Source organism: Blautia acetica, assembly GCF_038739805.1.
Classification (GTDB): Bacteria; Bacillota; Clostridia; order Lachnospirales; family Lachnospiraceae; genus Blautia.
The window spans coordinates 1-20067 of record NZ_JBBEWO010000014.1 but is presented as its reverse complement, the minus strand read 5'-3'; the positions used below and the strand labels follow the sequence as shown (position 1 = coordinate 20067).

General features: G+C 42.1%; 17 protein-coding genes and 1 tRNA gene. 11 read left to right on the top strand and 7 right to left on the bottom strand.

Annotated features, from left to right (window positions below):
• Nucleotides 1–5 precede the first annotated feature (5 nt).
• The 5 genes from jag to rpmH are packed head-to-tail and all read right to left on the bottom strand — an operon-like array spanning nt 6 to nt 2884.
• On the bottom strand, nt 6–803 hold the full coding sequence (gene jag, locus WBS51_RS10215; protein ID WP_291683449.1) for an RNA-binding cell elongation regulator Jag/EloR: 798 nt from the start codon (nt 801–803) through the stop codon (nt 6–8).
• 17 nt (nt 804–820) lie between these two features.
• Nucleotides 821–2092 carry a YidC/Oxa1 family membrane protein insertase gene (locus tag WBS51_RS10210; protein WP_342694081.1) on the bottom strand — a complete coding sequence of 424 codons (1272 nt, stop codon included), beginning with the start codon at nt 2090–2092 and terminating at the stop codon, nt 821–823.
• A 56-nt stretch (nt 2093–2148) separates the two neighbouring features.
• Entirely contained in the window at nt 2149–2358 is a 210-nt protein-coding gene (gene yidD / locus WBS51_RS10205; RefSeq protein ID WP_173749822.1) for a membrane protein insertion efficiency factor YidD, read from the bottom strand.
• Nucleotides 2330–2701 (bottom strand): ribonuclease P protein component, encoded by a 372-nt coding sequence (gene rnpA / locus WBS51_RS10200; protein ID WP_173749821.1) that lies wholly within the window; start codon nt 2699–2701, stop codon nt 2330–2332. The genes yidD and rnpA overlap by 29 nt, the downstream gene beginning before the upstream one ends.
• Before the next feature lie 48 nt (nt 2702–2749).
• The gene (gene rpmH, locus WBS51_RS10195; protein ID WP_003021823.1) at nt 2750–2884 is read right to left on the bottom strand and encodes a 50S ribosomal protein L34; all 135 of its coding nucleotides are present in this window, start codon (nt 2882–2884) and stop codon (nt 2750–2752) included.
• 776 nt (nt 2885–3660) lie between these two features.
• Between rpmH and dnaA the strand changes: the two genes are divergently transcribed.
• From dnaA to WBS51_RS10155, 8 genes are all read left to right on the top strand, one after another.
• Complete coding sequence (gene dnaA / locus WBS51_RS10190) at nt 3661–5019, top strand: chromosomal replication initiator protein DnaA (protein ID WP_173749820.1); 1359 nt, start codon at nt 3661–3663, stop codon at nt 5017–5019.
• A gap of 278 nt (nt 5020–5297) precedes the next feature.
• Entirely contained in the window at nt 5298–6410 is a 1113-nt protein-coding gene (gene dnaN / locus WBS51_RS10185; RefSeq protein ID WP_173749819.1) for a DNA polymerase III subunit beta, read from the top strand.
• Nucleotides 6411–6421: 11 nt separating this feature from the next.
• Nucleotides 6422–6631 carry an RNA-binding S4 domain-containing protein gene (locus tag WBS51_RS10180; protein ID WP_173749818.1) on the top strand — a complete coding sequence of 70 codons (210 nt, stop codon included), beginning with the start codon at nt 6422–6424 and terminating at the stop codon, nt 6629–6631.
• Between the two features lie 22 nt (nt 6632–6653).
• Nucleotides 6654–7736, top strand: a complete 1083-nt coding sequence (gene recF, locus WBS51_RS10175; RefSeq protein WP_173749817.1) for a DNA replication/repair protein RecF — start codon at nt 6654–6656, stop codon at nt 7734–7736.
• Between the two features lie 43 nt (nt 7737–7779).
• On the top strand, nt 7780–9705 hold the full coding sequence (gyrB, locus tag WBS51_RS10170; RefSeq protein WP_291683450.1) for a DNA topoisomerase (ATP-hydrolyzing) subunit B: 1926 nt from the start codon (nt 7780–7782) through the stop codon (nt 9703–9705).
• Nucleotides 9706–9732: 27 nt separating this feature from the next.
• Nucleotides 9733–12225 carry a DNA gyrase subunit A gene (gene gyrA / locus WBS51_RS10165; RefSeq protein WP_291683451.1) on the top strand — a complete coding sequence of 831 codons (2493 nt, stop codon included), beginning with the start codon at nt 9733–9735 and terminating at the stop codon, nt 12223–12225.
• 38 nt (nt 12226–12263) lie between these two features.
• Nucleotides 12264–12845 (top strand): hypothetical protein, encoded by a 582-nt coding sequence (locus WBS51_RS10160; RefSeq protein WP_173749814.1) that lies wholly within the window; start codon nt 12264–12266, stop codon nt 12843–12845.
• Nucleotides 12846–12857: 12 nt separating this feature from the next.
• Complete coding sequence (locus tag WBS51_RS10155; protein ID WP_173749813.1) at nt 12858–13574, top strand: lysophospholipid acyltransferase family protein; 717 nt, start codon at nt 12858–12860, stop codon at nt 13572–13574.
• Nucleotides 13575–13629: 55 nt separating this feature from the next.
• On the opposite strand, the gene WBS51_RS10150 is transcribed toward WBS51_RS10155, so the two are convergent.
• A complete protein-coding gene (locus tag WBS51_RS10150) occupies nt 13630–14442 on the bottom strand; it encodes an AraC family transcriptional regulator (protein ID WP_173749812.1) in 813 nt (270 codons plus the stop codon).
• A gap of 113 nt (nt 14443–14555) precedes the next feature.
• Between WBS51_RS10150 and lacZ the strand changes: the two genes are divergently transcribed.
• From lacZ to WBS51_RS10135, 3 genes are all read left to right on the top strand, one after another.
• Nucleotides 14556–17591, top strand: coding sequence for a beta-galactosidase, LacZ type (gene lacZ / locus WBS51_RS10145; protein ID WP_173749811.1), 3036 nt, complete (start codon nt 14556–14558; stop codon nt 17589–17591).
• Nucleotides 17592–17602: 11 nt separating this feature from the next.
• On the top strand, nt 17603–19657 hold the full coding sequence (locus WBS51_RS10140) for a beta-galactosidase (RefSeq protein ID WP_173749810.1): 2055 nt from the start codon (nt 17603–17605) through the stop codon (nt 19655–19657).
• Nucleotides 19658–19759: 102 nt separating this feature from the next.
• A tRNA-Ser gene (locus WBS51_RS10135) sits at nt 19760–19847 on the top strand.
• Here the strand turns inward: WBS51_RS10135 and WBS51_RS10130 are convergent.
• A partial coding sequence (locus WBS51_RS10130; RefSeq protein WP_342694078.1) for a hypothetical protein occupies nt 19829–20067 on the bottom strand: 239 nt, incomplete at its 5' end. The two genes, WBS51_RS10135 and WBS51_RS10130, sit on opposite strands and share 19 nt — an antisense overlap.

The window sequence follows — 20067 nt, the reverse complement described above, 5'->3', positions numbered from 1 at the left end:
TGTTGTTATCTGTTTTTTAACTTTACTACCACATGACGGTAAGGTTCATTTCCTTCACTGTAAGTTTCCACATAACGGTTACCCTGCAGTGCAGAGTGAATAATTCTTCTCTCATATGGATTCATAGGCTCTAAAGATACAGTCTTTCTGGTCTTTCTTACCTTGTAGGCAATGCTTCTGGCAAGATTTTCCAGCGTTTCTTTTCTTCTGTTTCTGTAGTCTTCTGTATCCAGCTTCACACGGATATATCCCTGTCTGCCTTTGTTGACTACCAGACTTGTAAGGTACTGGAGTGAATCCAGAGTCTGTCCTCTCTTACCGATGAGGATTCCCATATCCTCTCCAACAAATTCAATATCCAGATTGCCTTCCGCTTCTTTGTACTGCATCTTAATTTCTACCGGAAGTTCCATGGCTTTAAATACTCCTGTAAGGAATTTCTCAGCTTCAGCCTTGATTTCCGCGATTTCTTCTTCGCTTCTTACCACTGCTTTTCTCTCTTCCCGTACACGTTCCGGCTCTTTAGCAGGCGCCTCTTCCTTCACAACAGTCTGTTTTTTCTCTTCTTTTACAGGAGTGTTTTTTACTTCTCTTTTTGTTTCCTTCTTTTCTTCTGTGGTTTTTACCGGGATTTCTTTTCTTTTCACTTTAATAATCGCCGGCTTTGTACCAAAGCCTAAAAATCCTGTCTTACCCTCAGAAATTACCTGAATCTCCAGATTTTCACTCGATGTTTCAAATTCAAGACTTGCCTTTGTAATCGCTTCGTCTACAGTTTTTGCGGAAAACTCTTTGAATTCCATCTTCTTTCCCCCTTACCTTATTTCTTTTTTCCTTTGTGCGCCTCATCAAACTGTGCCACCATGTTCGCCTTGGATGCCAGACTGCCCGGCTTTGTCTTCGGTACAGAGGTGCTGTAGCCTGATGTATTTTTCACAGAATTGCTCTTTTCTGTAATGGTCTTTCTTTTTGGCTCTTCAATATTACGAACACTCATCTTGGCCTGCTGACTGATGTTCTGGGTAGTAACCCCTCTCTTGGCACGCTTTTTATCCATTTTTTCTTTGTTTTTACGGATAAATTCGTCCATATCCATGTTATTCAAATGTCTGTTAATTACAACCTGCTGCACGCTTCGGATAACCGCACCTATAATCCAGTAAATACCAATACCAACCGGGAATGTGAAACAGATAAATGCTGTAAATAAAGGCATAATCATGTTCATGCTCTTCATAGTGGCTTCCATGGAAGACACAGCTCCGTTGTCACTGGTGCTTGCTGCAGACGGCATTAACTTCATGTTCAGAACCTGGGTCGCCCATGCCAACACCGGAATCAGCACTGCTGCAAAAATCAACACATAGCTATGAGAATTCCATCCGGACTGAATCAGCGCCCATGGGTTGTCCGCAATGTTCAGACCCAGGAAATTCTGCATGGGATGCAGTTTATCTGCTGCCTGATTCAACACATCAGCAAAGCCCTGGAATTTATTTACATCTGCAAGCTGGTCCCACTGAGAGGGAGACAGTGCATATAAAAAGTCTACGACCTGATTGTTCGTTAACGTTCCTTCTAATGGCAGGTAGGCATTTTTAATGCCGTGTTCCTGTACAAAGTCCAGGATAATCTGAGAATATCCCTTTACCTCTGTAATATTTGCAACAGCTGCATCAAAGACATGTCTAATTCCGCCGATATATCCCGGAATCTTAATAATAACCTGATACAAAGCAAAGAAAATCGGCATCTGGATTAACATCTGCAGACAGCTTCCTGTTGGAGATACGCCATATTTTTCGTAAATGGCCATAGTCTCTTCCTGCATCTTCATCTGAGAAGCCTGATCTTTTTTTCCTCTGTATTTTTTCTGAATTTTCTGCAATTCAGGGGACATAACCGCATTCATTTTTGCAAATTTCTGCTGTTTTATCTGAAGCGGAGTCATAAAAGCATAGATAATCAGTGTAAAGATAATAATACACAGACCTAAATTATGCACTCCGATACTATAAATGCCGTTCATAAGCCAGCCCAGCACTTCTGCTACCCAGTTTACAATCGGCATGGTACTCTTAGTCAGTAACACACCCAAAACAGTTTCCTCCTTCTGTTTTTGTCACCCTTCTATTTTCTTTCGGTGCACTACGGCACCGGGTCATACCCTCCCTTTGAAAAGGGATTACATCTTAAAATTCTCCATGCTGCCAGAAGCCCCCCTTTGAGCGCTCCGTATTTTTCAACAGCCTCCAACCCATATTGCGAACAGGTGGGAATATAAGGGCAGCGTGTGCTTTTAAGCGGCGACAAATATTTCTGATATCCTTTAATCAAGATGATTAATATTTTTTTCATTCTCTTCACTTCTCATTATTTTGTGGAGTTTTCCCAAATGCAGCAAGGCACTCTGTAAAGAATGGAACCCCTGCTCTTTTCCACTTACTCTGACAATAACTACTATATCATATCCGCAGCAAAATTTTTCCTCATTCAGACGGTAACTCTCTCTGATTAATCGTGTCAAATGATGTCTTACTACACTATTTCCCACTTTCTTGCTTACAGATATACCAAGTCTGTTACGATTCAGCTGATTTTCCTTAATGTACATAACCAGATAACGATTCGCAAATGATGTTCCTCTTTTATAAACCAGCTGAAAATCTCTGTTCTTTTTTAATGATTCCGAATATTTCATACCCTATCCTTTACCGCAAAGAGAAGAAAAGACCACATGTCTGCGGTCTTATGCTGATAATTTTTTTCTTCCTTTTGCTCTTCTAGCAGCTAAAACTTTTCTTCCGCCAGCACTGCTCATTCTAGCTCTGAATCCGTGAACTTTGGAACGCTGTCTTTTCTTTGGCTGAAATGTCATTTTCATATTCAAGGCACCTCCCTTATATTAATGGACATCTTTCCGATATTGTTTAATTCAGATGTCACCTCTAGTTATGCATGATAAAACATCATTTCAATTATATTCATAAAGTCGGTGTTCGTCAAGCCTTTCTTTCTATTTCTGCGGTTTTTCTGGCATTTTTTCTGTGTATTTCTCTCTTTTTTCAGTTGTCCACATCTCTCCACTTCTTTTCCACAGACTTTTACGAATTTTTTCTTTTAACTAATTTTATCCATATTTTTATACACCGACTTATTCACATTTTTTAAGTTTACGTAAGTTTATCCACAAAATGTGGATAACTTGTGGATAACTCTCACCATATATTCACATACTCCTTTTCCAAAATCTTAAAAAGCCTTATTTTTCAACGGTTTTCGACATGTGGATTCTGTTTTTTACCTTATACACATTTTTCACATTGCAGGTTTTCCACAATCTTTTATTTTTAGACAATCCTCATTATCCACACATTTCTATCCACATACAAACATGCCCACATTTTGTCAATTTTTTCACACTCACCAGAATATTTCTTCCTATATTAATAGTATCCATACACTTATCCACATACCCACATCGTCTCCAATGCCGTAATTCTTCTATTTCTCTTCAACTTTTCATTGATAAAAACGGTTTTTTATTATATTATATAGATAATAATACTTTTTTTTGCCTATGATTGAATGAAGTAATCAGTCAATCATATATTTTTGTGTTTGAAAACCGGCATATAATACGATTTAGGAGAATTGAAAATGCACATAATTCAGGAAAAATGGTCAGAGATTCTAAATATGATTAAGGTCGAACATGATGTGTCCGATATTTCCTTTTCCACCTGGCTGAAGCCCTTAAAGGTTTATAAAGTAGAGGGAAATGTGGTCACTATCAACATTAATAACCAAAATATTGCTTTGGATTATATTAATAAGAAGTATCTCCTGCCTTTAAAAGTAGCGATTGCAGAAGCTACTGGGGAAAATTTTGAAATTTCTTTTATTCTGCCAGATGAAATTGAGGAAGAAATCAAGGAAAAAGCCGTGGCAAATCCCATTGACCACAACGAAAATATTGCAAAAGCCAACTTAAATCCCCGCTATACCTTCGACACCTTTGTGGTAGGAAACAACAACAAGATGGCACATGCCGCGTCCGTGGCCGTAGCGGAATCTCCGGGGGAATCCTACAATCCGCTGTTTATCTACGGAGGGGTTGGTCTTGGAAAAACCCACTTAATGCACTCCATTGCCCACTATGTTTTGCAGCAGAATTCCGACGCCAAAGTACTTTACGTCACCAGTGAATATTTTACCAACGAACTGATTGAATCTATTCGTAATGGTAATAATTCCACTATGTCCAAGTTCCGGGAAAAATATCGGAACATCGATGTTCTTCTCATTGACGATATTCAGTTTATTATAGGAAAGGAATCTACACAGGAAGAATTTTTCCACACGTTCAATGCGCTGCACAGTGCGAAAAAGCAGATTATCATATCCTCAGATAAGCCGCCAAAAGATATGGAAATCCTGGAAGATCGTCTCCGTTCCCGGTTTGAATGGGGCTTAATTGTAGATATTTCCTCTCCTGACTATGAAACCAGAATGGCGATTTTAAGGAAAAAGGAAGAACTGGACGGTTATCAGATAGACGATGCGGTCATCGAATACATTGCCAAAAATATAAAATCCAATATCCGTGAGCTTGAGGGCGCTTTAAACAAAATTATGGCCTACGCCAATCTGGAAAAAAGCGAAATCAATCTGCCTTTAGCTGAAAAAGTATTAAAAGATATTATTTCTCCTAATCAGAAGCGCATCGTTACCCCTGAACTTATCATTGATATTGTGGCAGAACACTTTGACTTATCTCCTGCTGACCTGACCGGCAACAAACGAAATTCCAAAGTCGTATTTCCACGGCAGATTGTGATGTACTTATGCCGTCATATGACAGAAGTCACACTGAAAAATATCGGTAAAGTCCTGGGAGGAAGGGACCATACCACAATTATGAATGGTATTAATAAAATCGAGGCGGAACTGGAAACCTCCGAATCCACCAAAGAAATTATTGATATTTTACAGAAGAAAATAAACCCCTCAAAATAACCTGAACTTTATCCACAACGTAAAGTGAATATCGTGTGAATTATATGTGGACAACTCTGTTGAAAAAATTTACGGTTTTTTACCCACATTTTTATCAACAGCCGTTACACTGGAACTTCAACATGGACCCACAAAGTTATCCATACCCATAAAGCCCGTATTTTCACGGGTTTCGGGACTTATTCACATATTCACAGCCCCTACGGCGATTACTACGGATTTGTTATTCATTTATTTTTATATTTAACCACCTCACACAGAAAGGAAGTTATTCACACATGAAAATAATTTGCCCAAAATCTGAACTTCAAAAAAGTGTCAGCATTGTCATGAAAGCCGTACCAGGAAAAACAACTATGCCCATTCTGGAATGTATTCTTATTGATGCAGCAACCAATGACATCAAACTGACGGCTAATGATATGGAACTTGCCATCGAAACCCGTGTTCAGGGTATGGTTTTGGAAAAAGGTATCCTTGCACTGGATGCAAAAATCTTTTCCGAAATTGTCCGCAAGCTTCCGGATAATGATGTTACCATTGAAACAGATGAAAAATTAAATGCTACCATTACCTGTGAAAAAGCAAAATTCAATATTCCCGGAAAATCAGGAGAAGATTTTTCTTATTTACCTTTAATTGAAAAGAATGACTGTATACGGGTTTCACAGTTTACTTTAAAAGAAATTATCCGTCAGACTATCTTTTCTATTGCAGTAAATGAGAACAATAAGCTGATGACCGGAGAGCTTTTCCAGATTGAAAACAATATGCTGCGGGTAATTTCTCTGGACGGACACCGCATTTCTATCCGGAAAATCGGCTTGCAGGACGAATGTGAAAACCGTAAGGTGGTAGTTCCGGGAAAAACACTGAACGAAATCAGCAAGATTTTATCCGGAGAACTGGAAGATATGGTAGATATTTATCTGTCTGCCAACCACATTCTCTTTGAGTTTGATGACACAAAGGTGGTATCCCGCCTGATTGAAGGGGAGTATTTCAAGGTAGACCAGATGCTTTCCAGTGATTATGAAACAAAAGTAAAAATTAACAAAAAAGAATTTTTAGATTGTATTGACCGTGCCACTCTGTTTGTAAAAGAAGGGGATAAAAAACCGATTATCATTAACATTCAGGATGGACAGATGGAACTGCAGATTGATTCTCAGGTTGGTTCCATGAAAGAGGACATTGACATTGAAAAAGAGGGAAAAGACATTATGATTGGCTTTAACCCTAAGTTTTTGATTGACGCACTGAAGGTCATTGATGATGAGGAGGTCAGCATTTATCTGATGAATGCCAAGGCTCCGTGCTTTATCCGGGACGATAATCAGCAGTATATTTACCTGATTCTTCCGGTTAACTTCAATGCCGTGAGCAGATAAAAGGAGTACACATGGAAACTATTAAATTACGCGATGAATTTATTAAATTAGGTCAGGCTTTGAAAGCCGCAAACCTGGTGCAGGACGGGGTGGAAGCAAAATATGTCATTCAGGACGGAGAAGTTCTGGTAAATGGCGAAGTGGATACCAGAAGAGGACGCAAACTTTACGATGGAGACGTGCTTTCTTACCAGGGGCAGGAAGTAAAAATTATAAAATAGTTGGAAGCAGTAAGGGTGGCCTATGTATATCGAATCAATAGAGCTGAAGAATTACAGAAATTATGAAACGCTGTCGCTGAATTTTGATAAAGGAACCAATATTTTCTATGGGGACAATGCCCAGGGAAAGACCAATATTCTGGAAGCTGTCTATCTGTGCGGAACCACAAAATCTCACAGAGGCAGCAAGGACAGAGAGATGATAAAGTTTGACTCGGATGAATCCCATATCCGTATGTATGTGAACAAAAACGGGATTTCCCGGAGAATTGACATGCATCTGAAAAAGACAAAGGCCAAGGGAATTGCCATTGACGGGATTCCCATTAAAAAGGCCGGGGAGCTTTTTGGGATTCTGAATCTGGTGTTTTTCTCACCGGAGGACTTAAATATTATTAAAAACGGTCCCGGTGAACGCCGGAGGTTCATGGATTTGGAATTATGTCAACTTAATAAACTGTATCTGTCCAACCTTTCCAGCTATAATCGGATTTTGAATCAGAGAAATAAGCTGTTGAAGGATATTTCTTTTCAGCCGTCTCTTATGTCAACTTTGGAGGTCTGGGACGAGCAGATGGCAAGCTACGGCAGCGCAGTGATTGAGGGGCGGAAAGCCTTTTTAGATGAGATGAACGGCATTATTGAGGAAATACATAGCAAGATTACCGGCGGAAAGGAAAAAATTGAACTGATTTATGAGCCAAGTACAGACAGTGAACATTTTCTTTCAGAGCTTTCCGGAAATCGGGAAAAAGACTGCCGTTTTAAGATGACTTCTACAGGTCCCCACAGAGACGACCTGTGTGTAAAGATAAACGGTATGGACATCCGCAAATACGGTTCTCAGGGGCAGCAGCGGACAGCCGCGCTTTCTCTGAAGCTTTCTGAAATCTATATGGTGAAAAGAAAAATCAAGGATATGCCAATTCTTCTTTTGGATGATGTATTGTCCGAGTTGGATTCTAACAGGCAGAACTATCTTCTGAACAGTATCAGCCAGGTGCAAACGATGATAACCTGTACGGGACTGGACGATTTTATTGACAGAAGATTTCACATAAATAAGATATTTAAAGTGGTTGAGGGAAATGTTTATTGTCCGTAAACCGCCAAATCACCGGTGAATACCGGAAAACAGGAGGAAATGCATGAGTACAGAAATTAAGACAGAATACGGCGCGGACCAGATTCAGATTCTGGAAGGTCTGGAAGCCGTAAGAAAAAGACCAGGTATGTATATCGGCAGCACATCTTCAAGAGGACTTCACCATCTGGTTTATGAAATTGTAGATAATGCAGTAGACGAGGCTTTAGCAGGGTATTGTGATACTATCGATGTGTCTGTCAATGAAGATAACTCCATTACCGTTATTGATAACGGCAGGGGAATTCCGGTAGGCATCAACCATAAAGCAGGAATTCCGGCTGTTGAAGTTGTATTCACCATTCTTCACGCAGGAGGAAAATTCGGCGGCGGGGGATATAAGGTATCCGGCGGTCTTCACGGGGTAGGTGCGTCTGTTGTAAATGCGCTGTCTACCTGGCTGGAGGTTACCATTTACAATGAGGGAAAGGTTTACAGACAGCGGTATGAGCGGGGCAAAACCATGTACAGCCTGAAGGTGGTAGGAGAGTGTGAAAAGGAGAAAACCGGAACTATGGTTACCTTCCATCCGGACCCGGAAATTTTTGAGGAAACAGTATTTGACTTTAATATTTTGAAGCACCGTTTCCGTGAACTTGCGTTTCTGACAAAGGGATTGAAAATCATTGCCAGAGACAAGCGGGAGGAAGAAGAAATCCAGGCGGTTTTTCACTATGAAGGCGGTATCAAAGAGTTTATACAGTATCTGAACCGAAGTGCAACCCCTTTGTATGAGGATATTCTGTATTTTGAGGGCAACAAGGACGGCGTCATGGTAGAAGTGGCTATGCAGCACAACGATGCCTATACGGAAAACACTTACGGATTTGTAAACAACATTACCACGCCGGAAGGCGGAACTCATATTATGGGATTCCGTAATGCCATTACAAAGACCTTTAATGATTATGCAAGAAAAAACAAACTGTTAAAAGAGAGCGAGCAGAATCTCACCGGGGAGGATATTCGGGAGGGAATTACTGCCGTTATCAGTGTAAAAATCGAAGACCCGCAGTTTGAAGGACAGACTAAGCAGAAACTGGGCAACAGCGAAGCCAGAGGTGCAGTGGACAATGTGGTGAGCAGCCAGCTGGAAATTTATCTGGAACAGAATCCGTCCGTGGCAAAAATCATTGTGGAGAAATCTATTTTATCCCAGAGAGCCAGAGATGCGGCTAGAAAGGCCAGAGAACTGACCAGAAGAAAATCCGCGCTGGAGGGTATGTCTCTGCCCGGAAAACTGGCAGACTGCGTGGACAAAGACCCGAGCAAATGCGAAATCTATATTGTAGAGGGTGATTCCGCAGGCGGTTCTGCAAAGACTGCCAGAAGCCGTGCCACACAGGCTATTCTGCCTCTTAGAGGTAAGATTCTGAATGTGGAAAAAGCCCGCCTGGATAAGATTTATGCCAATGCGGAGATTAAGGCCATGATTACCGCTTTTGGAACGGGTATTCATGAGGATTTCGATATTTCCAAGCTTCGTTATCACAAGATTATCATTATGACGGATGCGGATGTGGACGGCGCTCATATTGCAACCTTGCTGCTGACGTTTTTGTACCGTTTTATGCCGGAACTGATTAAGCAGGGCTATGTGTACCTGGCGAAACCGCCTCTTTTCAAGCTGGAAAAGAATCGTAAGACTTACTATGCCTATACCGAGAAAGAGCAGGCAGATATTCTGTCTGAAATCGGTCTGGAGGGCTGCAGTATTCAGAGATACAAAGGACTTGGAGAGATGGACGCAGACCAGCTCTGGGAAACTACGATGGACCCGGAAAGACGTATTCTTATGCGTGTTGTCATGGATGAAGATTCCACCTCTGAGCTGGATTTGACCTTTACCACCCTGATGGGAGACAAGGTAGAGCCGAGACGCGAATTTATCGAAGAAAATGCGAAATATGCCAAGAATCTTGATATCTGATAACCCGGAACAATAAGGAGAAGCTAAATGGAAGAAAATATTTTTGACAAGGTTCAGGAAGTAGATTTACAGAAGAAAATGGAGGAATCCTACATTGAGTACGCCATGAGCGTTATTGCCTCCCGCGCCCTTCCTGACGTTCGAGACGGTCTGAAGCCGGTACAGAGAAGAATTCTCTATTCCATGATAGAATTGAACAACGGACCGGATAAACCACACAGAAAATGCGCCCGTATTGTCGGCGATACCATGGGTAAATATCACCCTCATGGAGACAGTTCTATCTACGGCGCATTGGTAAATATGGCACAGGACTGGTCTACCCGTTATCCGCTGGTAGACGGTCATGGAAACTTCGGCTCTGTGGACGGAGACGGTGCGGCGGCTATGCGTTATACAGAGGCACGTCTGAGCAAGATTTCCATGGAAATGCTGGCAGACATTAACAAGAATACCATTGACTTTGTGCCGAACTTTGACGGAACAGAGAAAGAACCTACGGTGCTGCCTTCCAGATACCCGAACCTTCTGGTAAACGGAACTTCCGGTATTGCAGTCGGTATGGCGGCGAACATTCCCCCTCACAACCTGCGGGAAGTGATTCAGGCCGTGGTGAAAATCATTGACAACCAGATTGAAGAGGGCAGAGAGACGGAGATAGAGGAAATTCTGTCCATTGTCAAGGGACCGGATTTTCCTACCGGTGCAACCATTCTGGGAACAAGAGGCATAGAAGAAGCTTATCGGACAGGAAGAGGAAAAATCAGAGTCCGTGCGGTAACGGATATTGAAACCATGCCAAACGGCAAGAGCCAGATTATTGTCACAGAACTGCCGTATATGGTAAATAAAGCCAGACTTATTGAAAAAATTGCAGAACTGGTAAGAGATAAGAAAATTGACGGTATTACGGATATCAATGACCATTCCAACAGGGAAGGTATGCGTATCTGTATTACCCTGCGAAGAGATGCCAATGCCAATGTCATTTTGAATCAGCTTTACAAGCACACACAGATGCAGGATACCTTTGGCGTAATTATGCTGGCGCTGGTAGGCAATACGCCTAAAGTTATGAGTCTTCTGGAAATGCTGAAACACTACCTGGCACATCAGGAAGAGGTTGTCACCAGAAGAACGCAGTATGATTTGAATAAGGCAGAGGCAAGAGCCCACATTGTATCCGGTCTTTTAAAGGCTCTGGATGTAATTGACGAGGTTATCCGCATTATCCGTGCATCTAAGACAAGAGTGGAAGCAAAGGAAACTCTGATGGAAACCTTTGAATTTTCCGACGTGCAGGCACAGGAAATTGTCAACATGCGTCTGTACCAGCTGACCGGCATGGAGCGTGAGCGTCTGGAAAAGGAATTTAACGAACTGCAGATGAAAATCAAGGAATTAAAGGCAATTCTGGCAGACAGAAACCTGCTGCTGAGAGTTATCCGGGAAGAAATTCTGACCATTGCAGACAAATACGGCGATGACAGAAGAACTTCTATCGGATATGATGAATTTGATATTTCCATGGAGGATTTGATTCCAAGAGAAAATACAGTCATTGCCATGACAAAACTGGGCTATATTAAGAGAATGACGGTAGACAATTTCCGCAGCCAGAACAGAGGCGGCAAGGGAATTAAGGGAATGTCCACCATTGATGACGATTATATTGAAGAACTGCTGATGACTACCACTCATCACTTCCTCATGTTCTTTACAAATGCGGGAAGAGTGTACCGTATCAAGGCTTATGAGATTCCTGAAGCCAGCCGTACGGCAAGGGGAACGGCAATTATCAACCTGCTGCAGTTACAGCCGGATGAAAAGATTAGCGCAGTTATTCCTATCCGGGAATTTAAGGCGGGAAGCTATCTCTTTATGGCGACTCGAAACGGTCTGGTGAAGAAGACTCCGATTGAAGACTATGCCAACGTGAGAAAAACAGGACTGGCAGCTATTTCTCTTCGGGAAGATGATGAACTGATTGAAGTGAAGTTTACAGACAACAAAAAGGATATTATCCTGGTAACCAAGTTCGGCCAGTGTATCTGCTTTCATGAAAATGATGTCCGAAGCACAGGAAGAGTTTCCATGGGTGTAAGAGGTATTAATCTCATTGAGGATGATGAGGTTATCGGTATGCAGCTTACCTGTCAGGGAGACTATCTGCTGATTGTATCGGAAAAAGGACTTGGAAAGAGAACATCCATAGGGGAATTTACCCGTCAGAACCGCGGCGGTAAAGGTGTGAAGTGCTATAAGATTACGGAGAAGACCGGAAATGTCATCGGAGTAAAAGCGGTAAACAGCGGCAATGAAATCATGATGATTACTACAGAGGGAATTATCATTCGTCTGGAATGTGACGGAATTTCTATTCTGGGAAGAATTACCTCCGGTGTGAAACTGATGGATTTAAAAGATGATATTACGGTTGCAAGTATTGCTAAGGTCAGAGAGAAAGAGGAAGAAACACCTGCAGAGGAAACAGAAGGGGAGACACCGGTGCAGGAATAGGAAGTTTCAGATATTGGAGAAGTTAGGAGAGTATACAGATGAGAAAAATAAGAGGGTTGGTATTGGGGACAGTTTTTTGTACTGCAATTCTGTTCGCAGGCTGCGGTACAAAGGTCAGCCATAAAACACCGGAAGCGGTAGTGAAATCTCTCATCAGCGCTTATCAGAATCAAGATGGGGAGGCGGTAAAAAAGTGCTTTGGTCTGGATTTGGATAAGAAGACAGATGACGCCGTGCAAAAAGAGATGAACTACAACATGAAGTATTTTGAAGCCCATGAGGCAGATAAAGTAAAATTTGAAAAAGCAGATACTCTTGGAACAGCAGATAAGAAAAAGCTGGTTTACGTCTGGTACAATTATGAGGTGGAGATAAAAAAAGAAATCCAGGAAGTCCCGGCGCTGTCCTTTTATTATGTGAAGGAGAAGGACAAGAAGTATTATGCAGTCCCGGCAAAAGATGTGACGGACGAGATGAGCCAGGCATCCAGGGAAAATTATCAGGAATTTGTGAAAACAGAGGACTACAAGAAATACGAAAAGGAATATGAGGCGTTTATCAGAAAAAATCCAAAGTACGAGAACAGTCTGCAGAATAAGTTTAAAGAATTGTCCAGATAGGGGAGAAAGACAGTGAAACGAATATTACTTATGGTGGCATACAACATTTTGCTGGTGCCCTTTATGTGGTTTAAATTGTGTTACTATGCAAGGCATGTAGAGAAGTATACAGAGGAAGAGCGTTATAAAATGCTTCGTTTTATTGACCGGCGCGCCATTAAGGGCGGACGGATTGTCATTGACATTCATGGACAGGACAATATTCCGAAAGAGGACGGCTTTATGCTTTTCCCGAATCACCAGGGACTGTTTGATGTGCTTGCCATTATGCAGGCCTGCCCCAGACCCTTTTCTGTGGTCATGAAGAAAGAAGTGCAGAACATTCCGTTCTTAAAGCAGGTATTTGCCTGTATGAAAGCCTATGCCATTGACCGGGAAGATGTAAGGCAGTCCATGAAGGTCATTCAGCAGGTGACAAAGGAAGTTATATCGGGAAGGAACTACCTGATATTTCCGGAAGGAACCAGGACCAAGGACCCCAACCATGTACATGAATTTAAAGGGGGAAGCTTTAAAAGCGCTACGAAAGCCAGATGTCCCATTGTTCCGGTGGCTCTGATTGACTCTTACAAGTCTTTTGACACGAAATCCATAGAGAAAATCAAGGTACAGGTTCATATTCTGCAACCTATGCTGTATGAAGAGTACAAGGATATGAAGACCGTGGAGATTGCCGCAGAAGTAAAACGGCGCATTGAAAAAGTCATTCAGGAGAATGAAGGAAAATAAAGAAAACAGGAAGGCGGAACCGCAGATTGTACACTGTGGTTTCGCTTTCCTGTTTTTAGCCGTTAATTTTTCGGAATTCACGGGGCGTAAATCCTGCTGCCTTTTTAAACATGGCAATGAAATGACTGGCATCGGAAAATCCTGTACGAATGGCAATTTCCTGTATCTCCAGGCTGTTGTCTGTCAACAGCAGTTCCTTAGCTTTATTAATGCGGCAGGCTGTCAGATATTCATAGGCAGAGCAGTCCAGAAAGCGGCGAAACAGACGGGAGAGATACTGTGGTGTGACATATACCTGTTGACTTAATTCCTGTATGGTCAGTTCTGAGGCATAATCTGTTTCAATTCTCTTTAACACAGGCTCCACATAACGTTTGTAAAGAACCTCTTTTTCCAAGTCTTTGGTGTATCCGCCATCTACGAAATGCATCAAAAGGCTGTAACAGTCTACAGAAAGGGATTTTGCATCTACAGGAAGAGTTTCAAATTTTCCCGCTATGCGGACAATTTCCTTTCGCAGAAGAGTTCCCAGTTCTTTTTCGACACAAATAATCTGCTGGTTGTCCAAAAGCCTGCCGATACTGCTTTCCAGAGTTCCGGTTAGAGTAAAAAAGCAGGTGTGCCATTCTTCCTTTGAAATGCTCTGATAAGAATGTCCCACAAAAGGGGCGATAAACAGCCCCTCTCCCGGATTCAGCGTGTAATGTTTTCCCTGAATATGTATTTGTCCCATACCCTGCTCGGTTTGCAGGTAATGAAAATGAGGATATCCCTTGGGACGGTTCATAGGCTCCTGATACCAGTCATATCCTATGGAATCAAACAGGAAAGGCTGTTTTACAGGGGTGTTTCTGAAATAAATAGGCATAAGAATCTCCTGTTTCAAAATGTTATATTATTTAGCTAAACATATCATACAACAAAAGCCTTATCAATGGTACAATAAAGTTATAATTACGCACGATTCAAGGAGGAAATGAGATGAACAGATTCGATTATTCCATGGTGAAAAATCCGGAATATTTTAAAGACAACTGTATGCCGGCACATTCCAGCCACAGATATTATTCCTCAGCCGAGGCTATGATGCAGCAGGAGGAAAGCTTTAAGTATAGCCTGAACGGGTTATGGAAGTTCCACTATGCAAAGAATTATGAAAGCACGGTGCAGGGATTTGAAAAAGAAGAATACTGCTGTCTGTCCTGGGACGATATCCGTGTTCCTGCGCATATTCAGATGGAAGGTTATGATGTGCCTCAGTATGCCAATGTGCAGTATCCATGGGAAGGAAGAGAAGAGATTAAGCCGGGAGAAATTCCCACCCATTTTAATCCGGTGGCCAGCTATGTAAAATATTTTGAAGTACCGGAAAGCATGAAGGGCAAAAAAATCTTTATCTCTTTCCAGGGAGCGGAGAGCGGACTGGCTCTTTGGCTGAACGGTTCTTTTGTAGGATACAGTGAGGACAGTTTTACACCGTCAGAATTTGATCTGACACCGTTTATGAAAGAAGGCAGAAATAAGCTGGCAGCTCAGGTATTTAAGTGGACCAGCAGCAGCTGGTGCGAGGACCAGGACTTTTTCCGTTTTTCCGGTATTTACAGAGATGTGTATTTATTCACAGTGCCGGAAGTACATGTAGAAGATTTAAGAGTCAGAACATTCTTAAATGATACTTATACAGCGGCAGATTTGGAAGTGAAAATCAAAGCATCTAAAGAAGGACGTGTGCGCCTGACTCTGTCAAAGGACGGGAAAGCTGTGCAGACTTTGGAAGAAGAAATGCAGCAGGAAACAATTCTTCATATGAATGTGGAAAAACCAGAACTCTGGAGTGCGGAGACACCGGTACTTTATGATTTGCTTCTGGAGGTTTGGAATACAGATGGAGAGTTGGAAGAGATGATTCCTCAGAAAGTGGGATTCCGGCATTTTGAGATGAAAGACAATCTTATGATGCTTAACGGAAAGAGAATAGTCTTTAAGGGTGTAAACCGCCACGAATTCAGTTCTCTTACAGGACGTCATGCTGCAAGGGAAGATGTTGTAAAAGATATTGTCACCATGAAACAAAATAACATTAACGCCATCAGAACCAGTCATTATCCAAATGATACTATGGTTTATGATTTGTGTGATGAATACGGACTTTATATGATTGCAGAAAACAATCTGGAAAGCCATGGTTCCTGGGATACTGTTCAGGAGGGAAGCGGGGAATATGACGGCGTAGTGCCCTGTGACAGACCGGAATGGCTTTCTATGATGCTGGACCGCGTAAATTCTATGTACCAGAGAGATAAAAACCATCCAAGTATCCTCATCTGGTCTTGTGGAAACGAATCCTTTGGTGGAAAAGATATTTATGAGATGTCCCAGTTCTACAGAAAGGAAGACCCCACTCGTCTGGTGCACTATGAAGGGGTTATGCATGACAGGCGTTACAATGATACCAGCGATATGGAAAGCCAGATGTACACCACAGTGGAAGACATCAAAGCTTTTCTGGAAAAAGACAGAAGCAAGCCGTTTATCTGTTGCGAATATACACACGCTATGGGAAATTCCTGTGGGGCCATGCACAAATATACAGATTTGACAGATACGGAACCTTTGTATCAGGGCGGTTTTATCTGGGATTATATTGACCAGTCTATTGACAAGAAAGACCGCTATGGCAGGGAATACCAGGCCTATGGCGGAGATTTTGATGAGCATCCATGCGATTATAATTTCAGCGGAAATGGTATTGTTTATGGCAAGGACAGAAATCCTTCCCCGAAAATGCAGGAGGTCAAATTCAACTATCAGAATATCACTGCACAGGTAGACAAGGAGTCTGTTAAGGTTATCAATAAAAATCTGTTTGTAAACACAGATACTTTCCAATGTACCGTTATGCTCAAAAAAGATGGAAAGCAAATTTTGGAAGTGCCTATGGAAACCCATACAGAGCCTTTAAGTGAGGATATCTATGTCCTTCCGGTACCGGTACAGACCTTGCCGGGAGAGTATACGGTCACAGTTTCCTTTACTCTGAAAGAAGATACACTCTGGGCCAAGAGGGGACATGAAGTGGCTTTCGGTGAAGCGGTTTATAAAGTAGAGGGAGAAGCGGAATCCCACAGAGGCGAGATGAACATTATCCGCAGCATTCACAATTTCGGTGTCAGGGGAGAAAACTTTGAAGTGATGTTTTCCTACTTAAACGGAGGTCTGGTTTCTTACCGTTATGGAGGCGTGGAAATGATTAAAATGATTCCAAAGCCTAATTTCTGGAGAACCCCAACGGATAATGACGAAGGAAGTTTAATGCCTGCCCGCTATGGACAGTGGAAACTGGCCAGCCTGTATTTGTCTCACAAGAGACCTTCAGAGGGACGTTACCCGGATAGTAAAATGCCGGAAATTGAAGTAAAAGAAGATTATGCACAGATAACTTATACCTATTTCATGCCAACTACACCGGAAGCGGAATGTCAGCTTTCCTATAAGGTATATGCAGATGGCTATATTGAAACTGCATTAACCTATGACCCGGTCAAAGAACTGGGTGATATGCCGGAATTTGGCGTAATATTTAAGCTTGACGCGGATTACGACCATGTTTCCTGGTACGGTATGGGACCGAAAGAGACTTATGAGGACAGAAGAAGAGGCGCAAAACTGGGCATTTATGAAAATAAGGTGCAGGATAATATGGCTTTATACTTAAATCCACAGGAATGCGGCAATAAAACAGGGGTTCGCTGGGCTTCTGTAACAGATAAGAAGGGAAGGGGCATGCTCTTCACCGGTGACAGTATGAATTTCTCTGCGCTTCCGTACACACCGCATGAAATGGAAAATGCCAGACATGATTTTGAATTGCCGCAGGTACATTATACGGTGGTAAGAGTATCCAAACAGCAGATGGGCGTAGGCGGAGATGACAGCTGGGGCGCTAAGACACATGAAGAATATCTGCTGAATGTCAGCGAAAAGATGGAATTTAAGTTTGGATTCAAGGGAATCTGATAGGAGTATTTATGAAAAAAGACGTTCAGTTCGGAAAAATGATTCACGGGGGTGATTATAATCCGGAACAATGGCTGGATTTCCCGGAAATACTGGAAAAAGATATTGCATATTTTAAAAAAGCAGGAATTAACGAAGTATCACTGGGCATTTTTTCCTGGGCCGTTTTGGAACCTCATGAGGGGGAGTTTCATTTTGCATGGATGCAGGAAATTATTAATCGGTTATATGAAAATGATATTTCTGTGATTTTGGCCACACCTTCCGGCGCCCGGCCAAAGTGGATGGCAGATAAATATCCGGAAGTGCTGCGGGTAGAGGCAGACCGTCACAGAAATCTGTTCGGGGGAAGGCATAATCACTGCTATACCTCCCCCGTATACAGGGAAAAGGTCAGAATCATCAATACAAAGCTGGCACAACAGTTTGGAAATCATCCGGGAGTCATAGCCTGGCATATTTCCAATGAGTACGGAGGAGAATGTCACTGCCCTCTGTGTCAGGAAGAGTTTCGCAAGTGGCTGAAGGAAAAATATAAAACGGTTGAAAACTTAAACAAAGCTTGGGCAACTACTTTCTGGAGTCATATATATCAGGATTTTTCACAGATAGAAAGTCCGTCTGACAGGGGAGAATCTGCCCTGCACGGACTAAATCTGGATTGGAAGCGTTTTGTCACGGACAGAACCGTTGATTTCACAGAACATGAAATTCAGGCTATCCGGGACGCAGGTTCCAATAAGCCAACCACAGTAAATATGATGTATGATTACCAGGGGCTGAATTACCATAAATTTAAAGATACTGTGGACTTTATTTCCTGGGACAATTATCCCCAGTGGCATAAAAAAGCAGAATATCTTACTGCTATGGACAGTGGTATGCAGCATGATATTATGAGGAGTATTCAGAAGAAACCTTTTCTACTTATGGAAAGTTGTCCCTCTGCAACCAACTGGCAGCCGGTTAGTAAGCTGAAAAAACCGGGTATGCTTCATGCGGCATCTATGCAGGCTGTGGCACATGGCTCGGATGGCGTATTGTATTTCCAGCTTCGCCAGAGCAGAGGTTCCAGCGAAAAGTTTCACGGAGCAGTCATTGACCATTATGGGGGAGAGGATACCCGTGTATTTAGAGAAGTGACAGAAGTAGGAGACAGTCTGGCAAAGATAAAGGAAATTGCAGGCTGTAATACCTATGCAAAAGTGGCTGTTGTATATGACTGGGAGAGCCGCTGGGCCATGGAAAATGCCCAGGGACCGCGAAATCAGGGATTGTATTATAAAGAAACGGTAGAAAAATCGTATAGTGCGTTCCGCAAACTGGGACTGGATGTAGATGTAATAGATATGGAGCAGGAACTAGAGGGTTATGAAATTGTAGCTGCACCTATGCTTTATATGTTCCGCGCAGGATTTGAGGAGAAAGTCCGCAGGTTTACAGAAAATGGAGGCCGGTTTATTATGACATACTGGTCCGGCATTGTGGATTCCACGGACTTATGTTTTCTGGAAGGAACCCCGCATGGGTTAATGGATGTTATGGGAGTGCGCAGCATGGAAATTGACGGGCTCTATGACTGGGAATCCAACCGAGCCGTGTTCTGCAATCCGGGAAAACAGCCTGCAGAGGCTGTAAATATGCAGCAGGAATACCAATGCACACACCTCTGTGAATTGGTAAAGCTTCAGGGAGCAAAAGCACATTTTGTATATGGAGAAGATTTTTATAAGGGAATGCCTGTATTGACAGAAAATCACTATGGAAAAGGCAACGCATACTATATTTGTGCCGATATGGAACAGCAGTTTTATGACGACTTGTACAGAAAGATTGTAAAGGAATGTAACATTCCTCTCTTTATGGAAGATATTCCTGTGGAAATTGAAATCAGCAGCAGAGAGAATGAAAAAGCTGTTTATATTTTCATACAGAATTTTTCAGACAAGGATATAGAACTCCCACTTTCAACAGAAATGTACACGTCCTGGGGCGAAAAATATAGAGGAACCCTGCATAAATTCGGTACAGTGATATTAAAAAAAGAAAAAGAAATAAAAAAGTAAAAAAAAAGTAAAAAAGTGATTGACAGATAAGCGTCTGGTAAGGTATAATCAATTTTGCTCACATAGAGCAGGCAAATTGAATAAATTACTTATTCAGGCGTTGGAGAAATACTCAAGTGGCTGAAGAGGCGCCCCTGCTAAGGGTGTAGACGGTTCGCGCCGTGCGAGGGTTCAAATCCCTCTTTCTCCGCTGGCAGCTCTGCTGTCACAAAAAAAGTTTTGGAAAGTTGTTGACAAGCGATTGAAGATATGATAATCTATAAAAGTTGCTGTGAGCGACAAAGAAACTTTGAAAGACGACTTCGGTCGATAAAAAAGTTTTAAAAAGTTCTTGACAAAGCGATGCAGATGTGATAATCTAGTATGGCTGTCGAAAAAAAAGAACGGCTCAGCTGAATAGCTGAAAAAAC

What these genes read in the sequence shown, in the direction of transcription:
- dnaA (WP_173749820.1), top strand. Translation starts at nt 3,661, where the DNA reads ATGCACATAATTCAGGAAAAATGGTCAGAGATTCTAAATATGATTAAG.
- lacZ (WP_173749811.1), top strand. Translation starts at nt 14,556, where the DNA reads ATGAACAGATTCGATTATTCCATGGTGAAAAATCCGGAATATTTTAAA.
- gyrB (WP_291683450.1), top strand. Translation starts at nt 7,780, where the DNA reads ATGAGTACAGAAATTAAGACAGAATACGGCGCGGACCAGATTCAGATT.
- rpmH (WP_003021823.1), bottom strand. Translation starts at nt 2,884, where the DNA reads ATGAAAATGACATTTCAGCCAAAGAAAAGACAGCGTTCCAAAGTTCAC.
- WBS51_RS10160 (WP_173749814.1), top strand. Translation starts at nt 12,264, where the DNA reads ATGAGAAAAATAAGAGGGTTGGTATTGGGGACAGTTTTTTGTACTGCA.
- WBS51_RS10180 (WP_173749818.1), top strand. Translation starts at nt 6,422, where the DNA reads ATGGAAACTATTAAATTACGCGATGAATTTATTAAATTAGGTCAGGCT.
- recF (WP_173749817.1), top strand. Translation starts at nt 6,654, where the DNA reads ATGTATATCGAATCAATAGAGCTGAAGAATTACAGAAATTATGAAACG.
- jag (WP_291683449.1), bottom strand. Translation starts at nt 803, where the DNA reads ATGGAATTCAAAGAGTTTTCCGCAAAAACTGTAGACGAAGCGATTACA.
- WBS51_RS10150 (WP_173749812.1), bottom strand. Translation starts at nt 14,442, where the DNA reads ATGCCTATTTATTTCAGAAACACCCCTGTAAAACAGCCTTTCCTGTTT.
- gyrA (WP_291683451.1), top strand. Translation starts at nt 9,733, where the DNA reads ATGGAAGAAAATATTTTTGACAAGGTTCAGGAAGTAGATTTACAGAAG.
- WBS51_RS10140 (WP_173749810.1), top strand. Translation starts at nt 17,603, where the DNA reads ATGAAAAAAGACGTTCAGTTCGGAAAAATGATTCACGGGGGTGATTAT.
- yidD (WP_173749822.1), bottom strand. Translation starts at nt 2,358, where the DNA reads ATGAAAAAAATATTAATCATCTTGATTAAAGGATATCAGAAATATTTG.
- dnaN (WP_173749819.1), top strand. Translation starts at nt 5,298, where the DNA reads ATGAAAATAATTTGCCCAAAATCTGAACTTCAAAAAAGTGTCAGCATT.
- rnpA (WP_173749821.1), bottom strand. Translation starts at nt 2,701, where the DNA reads ATGAAATATTCGGAATCATTAAAAAAGAACAGAGATTTTCAGCTGGTT.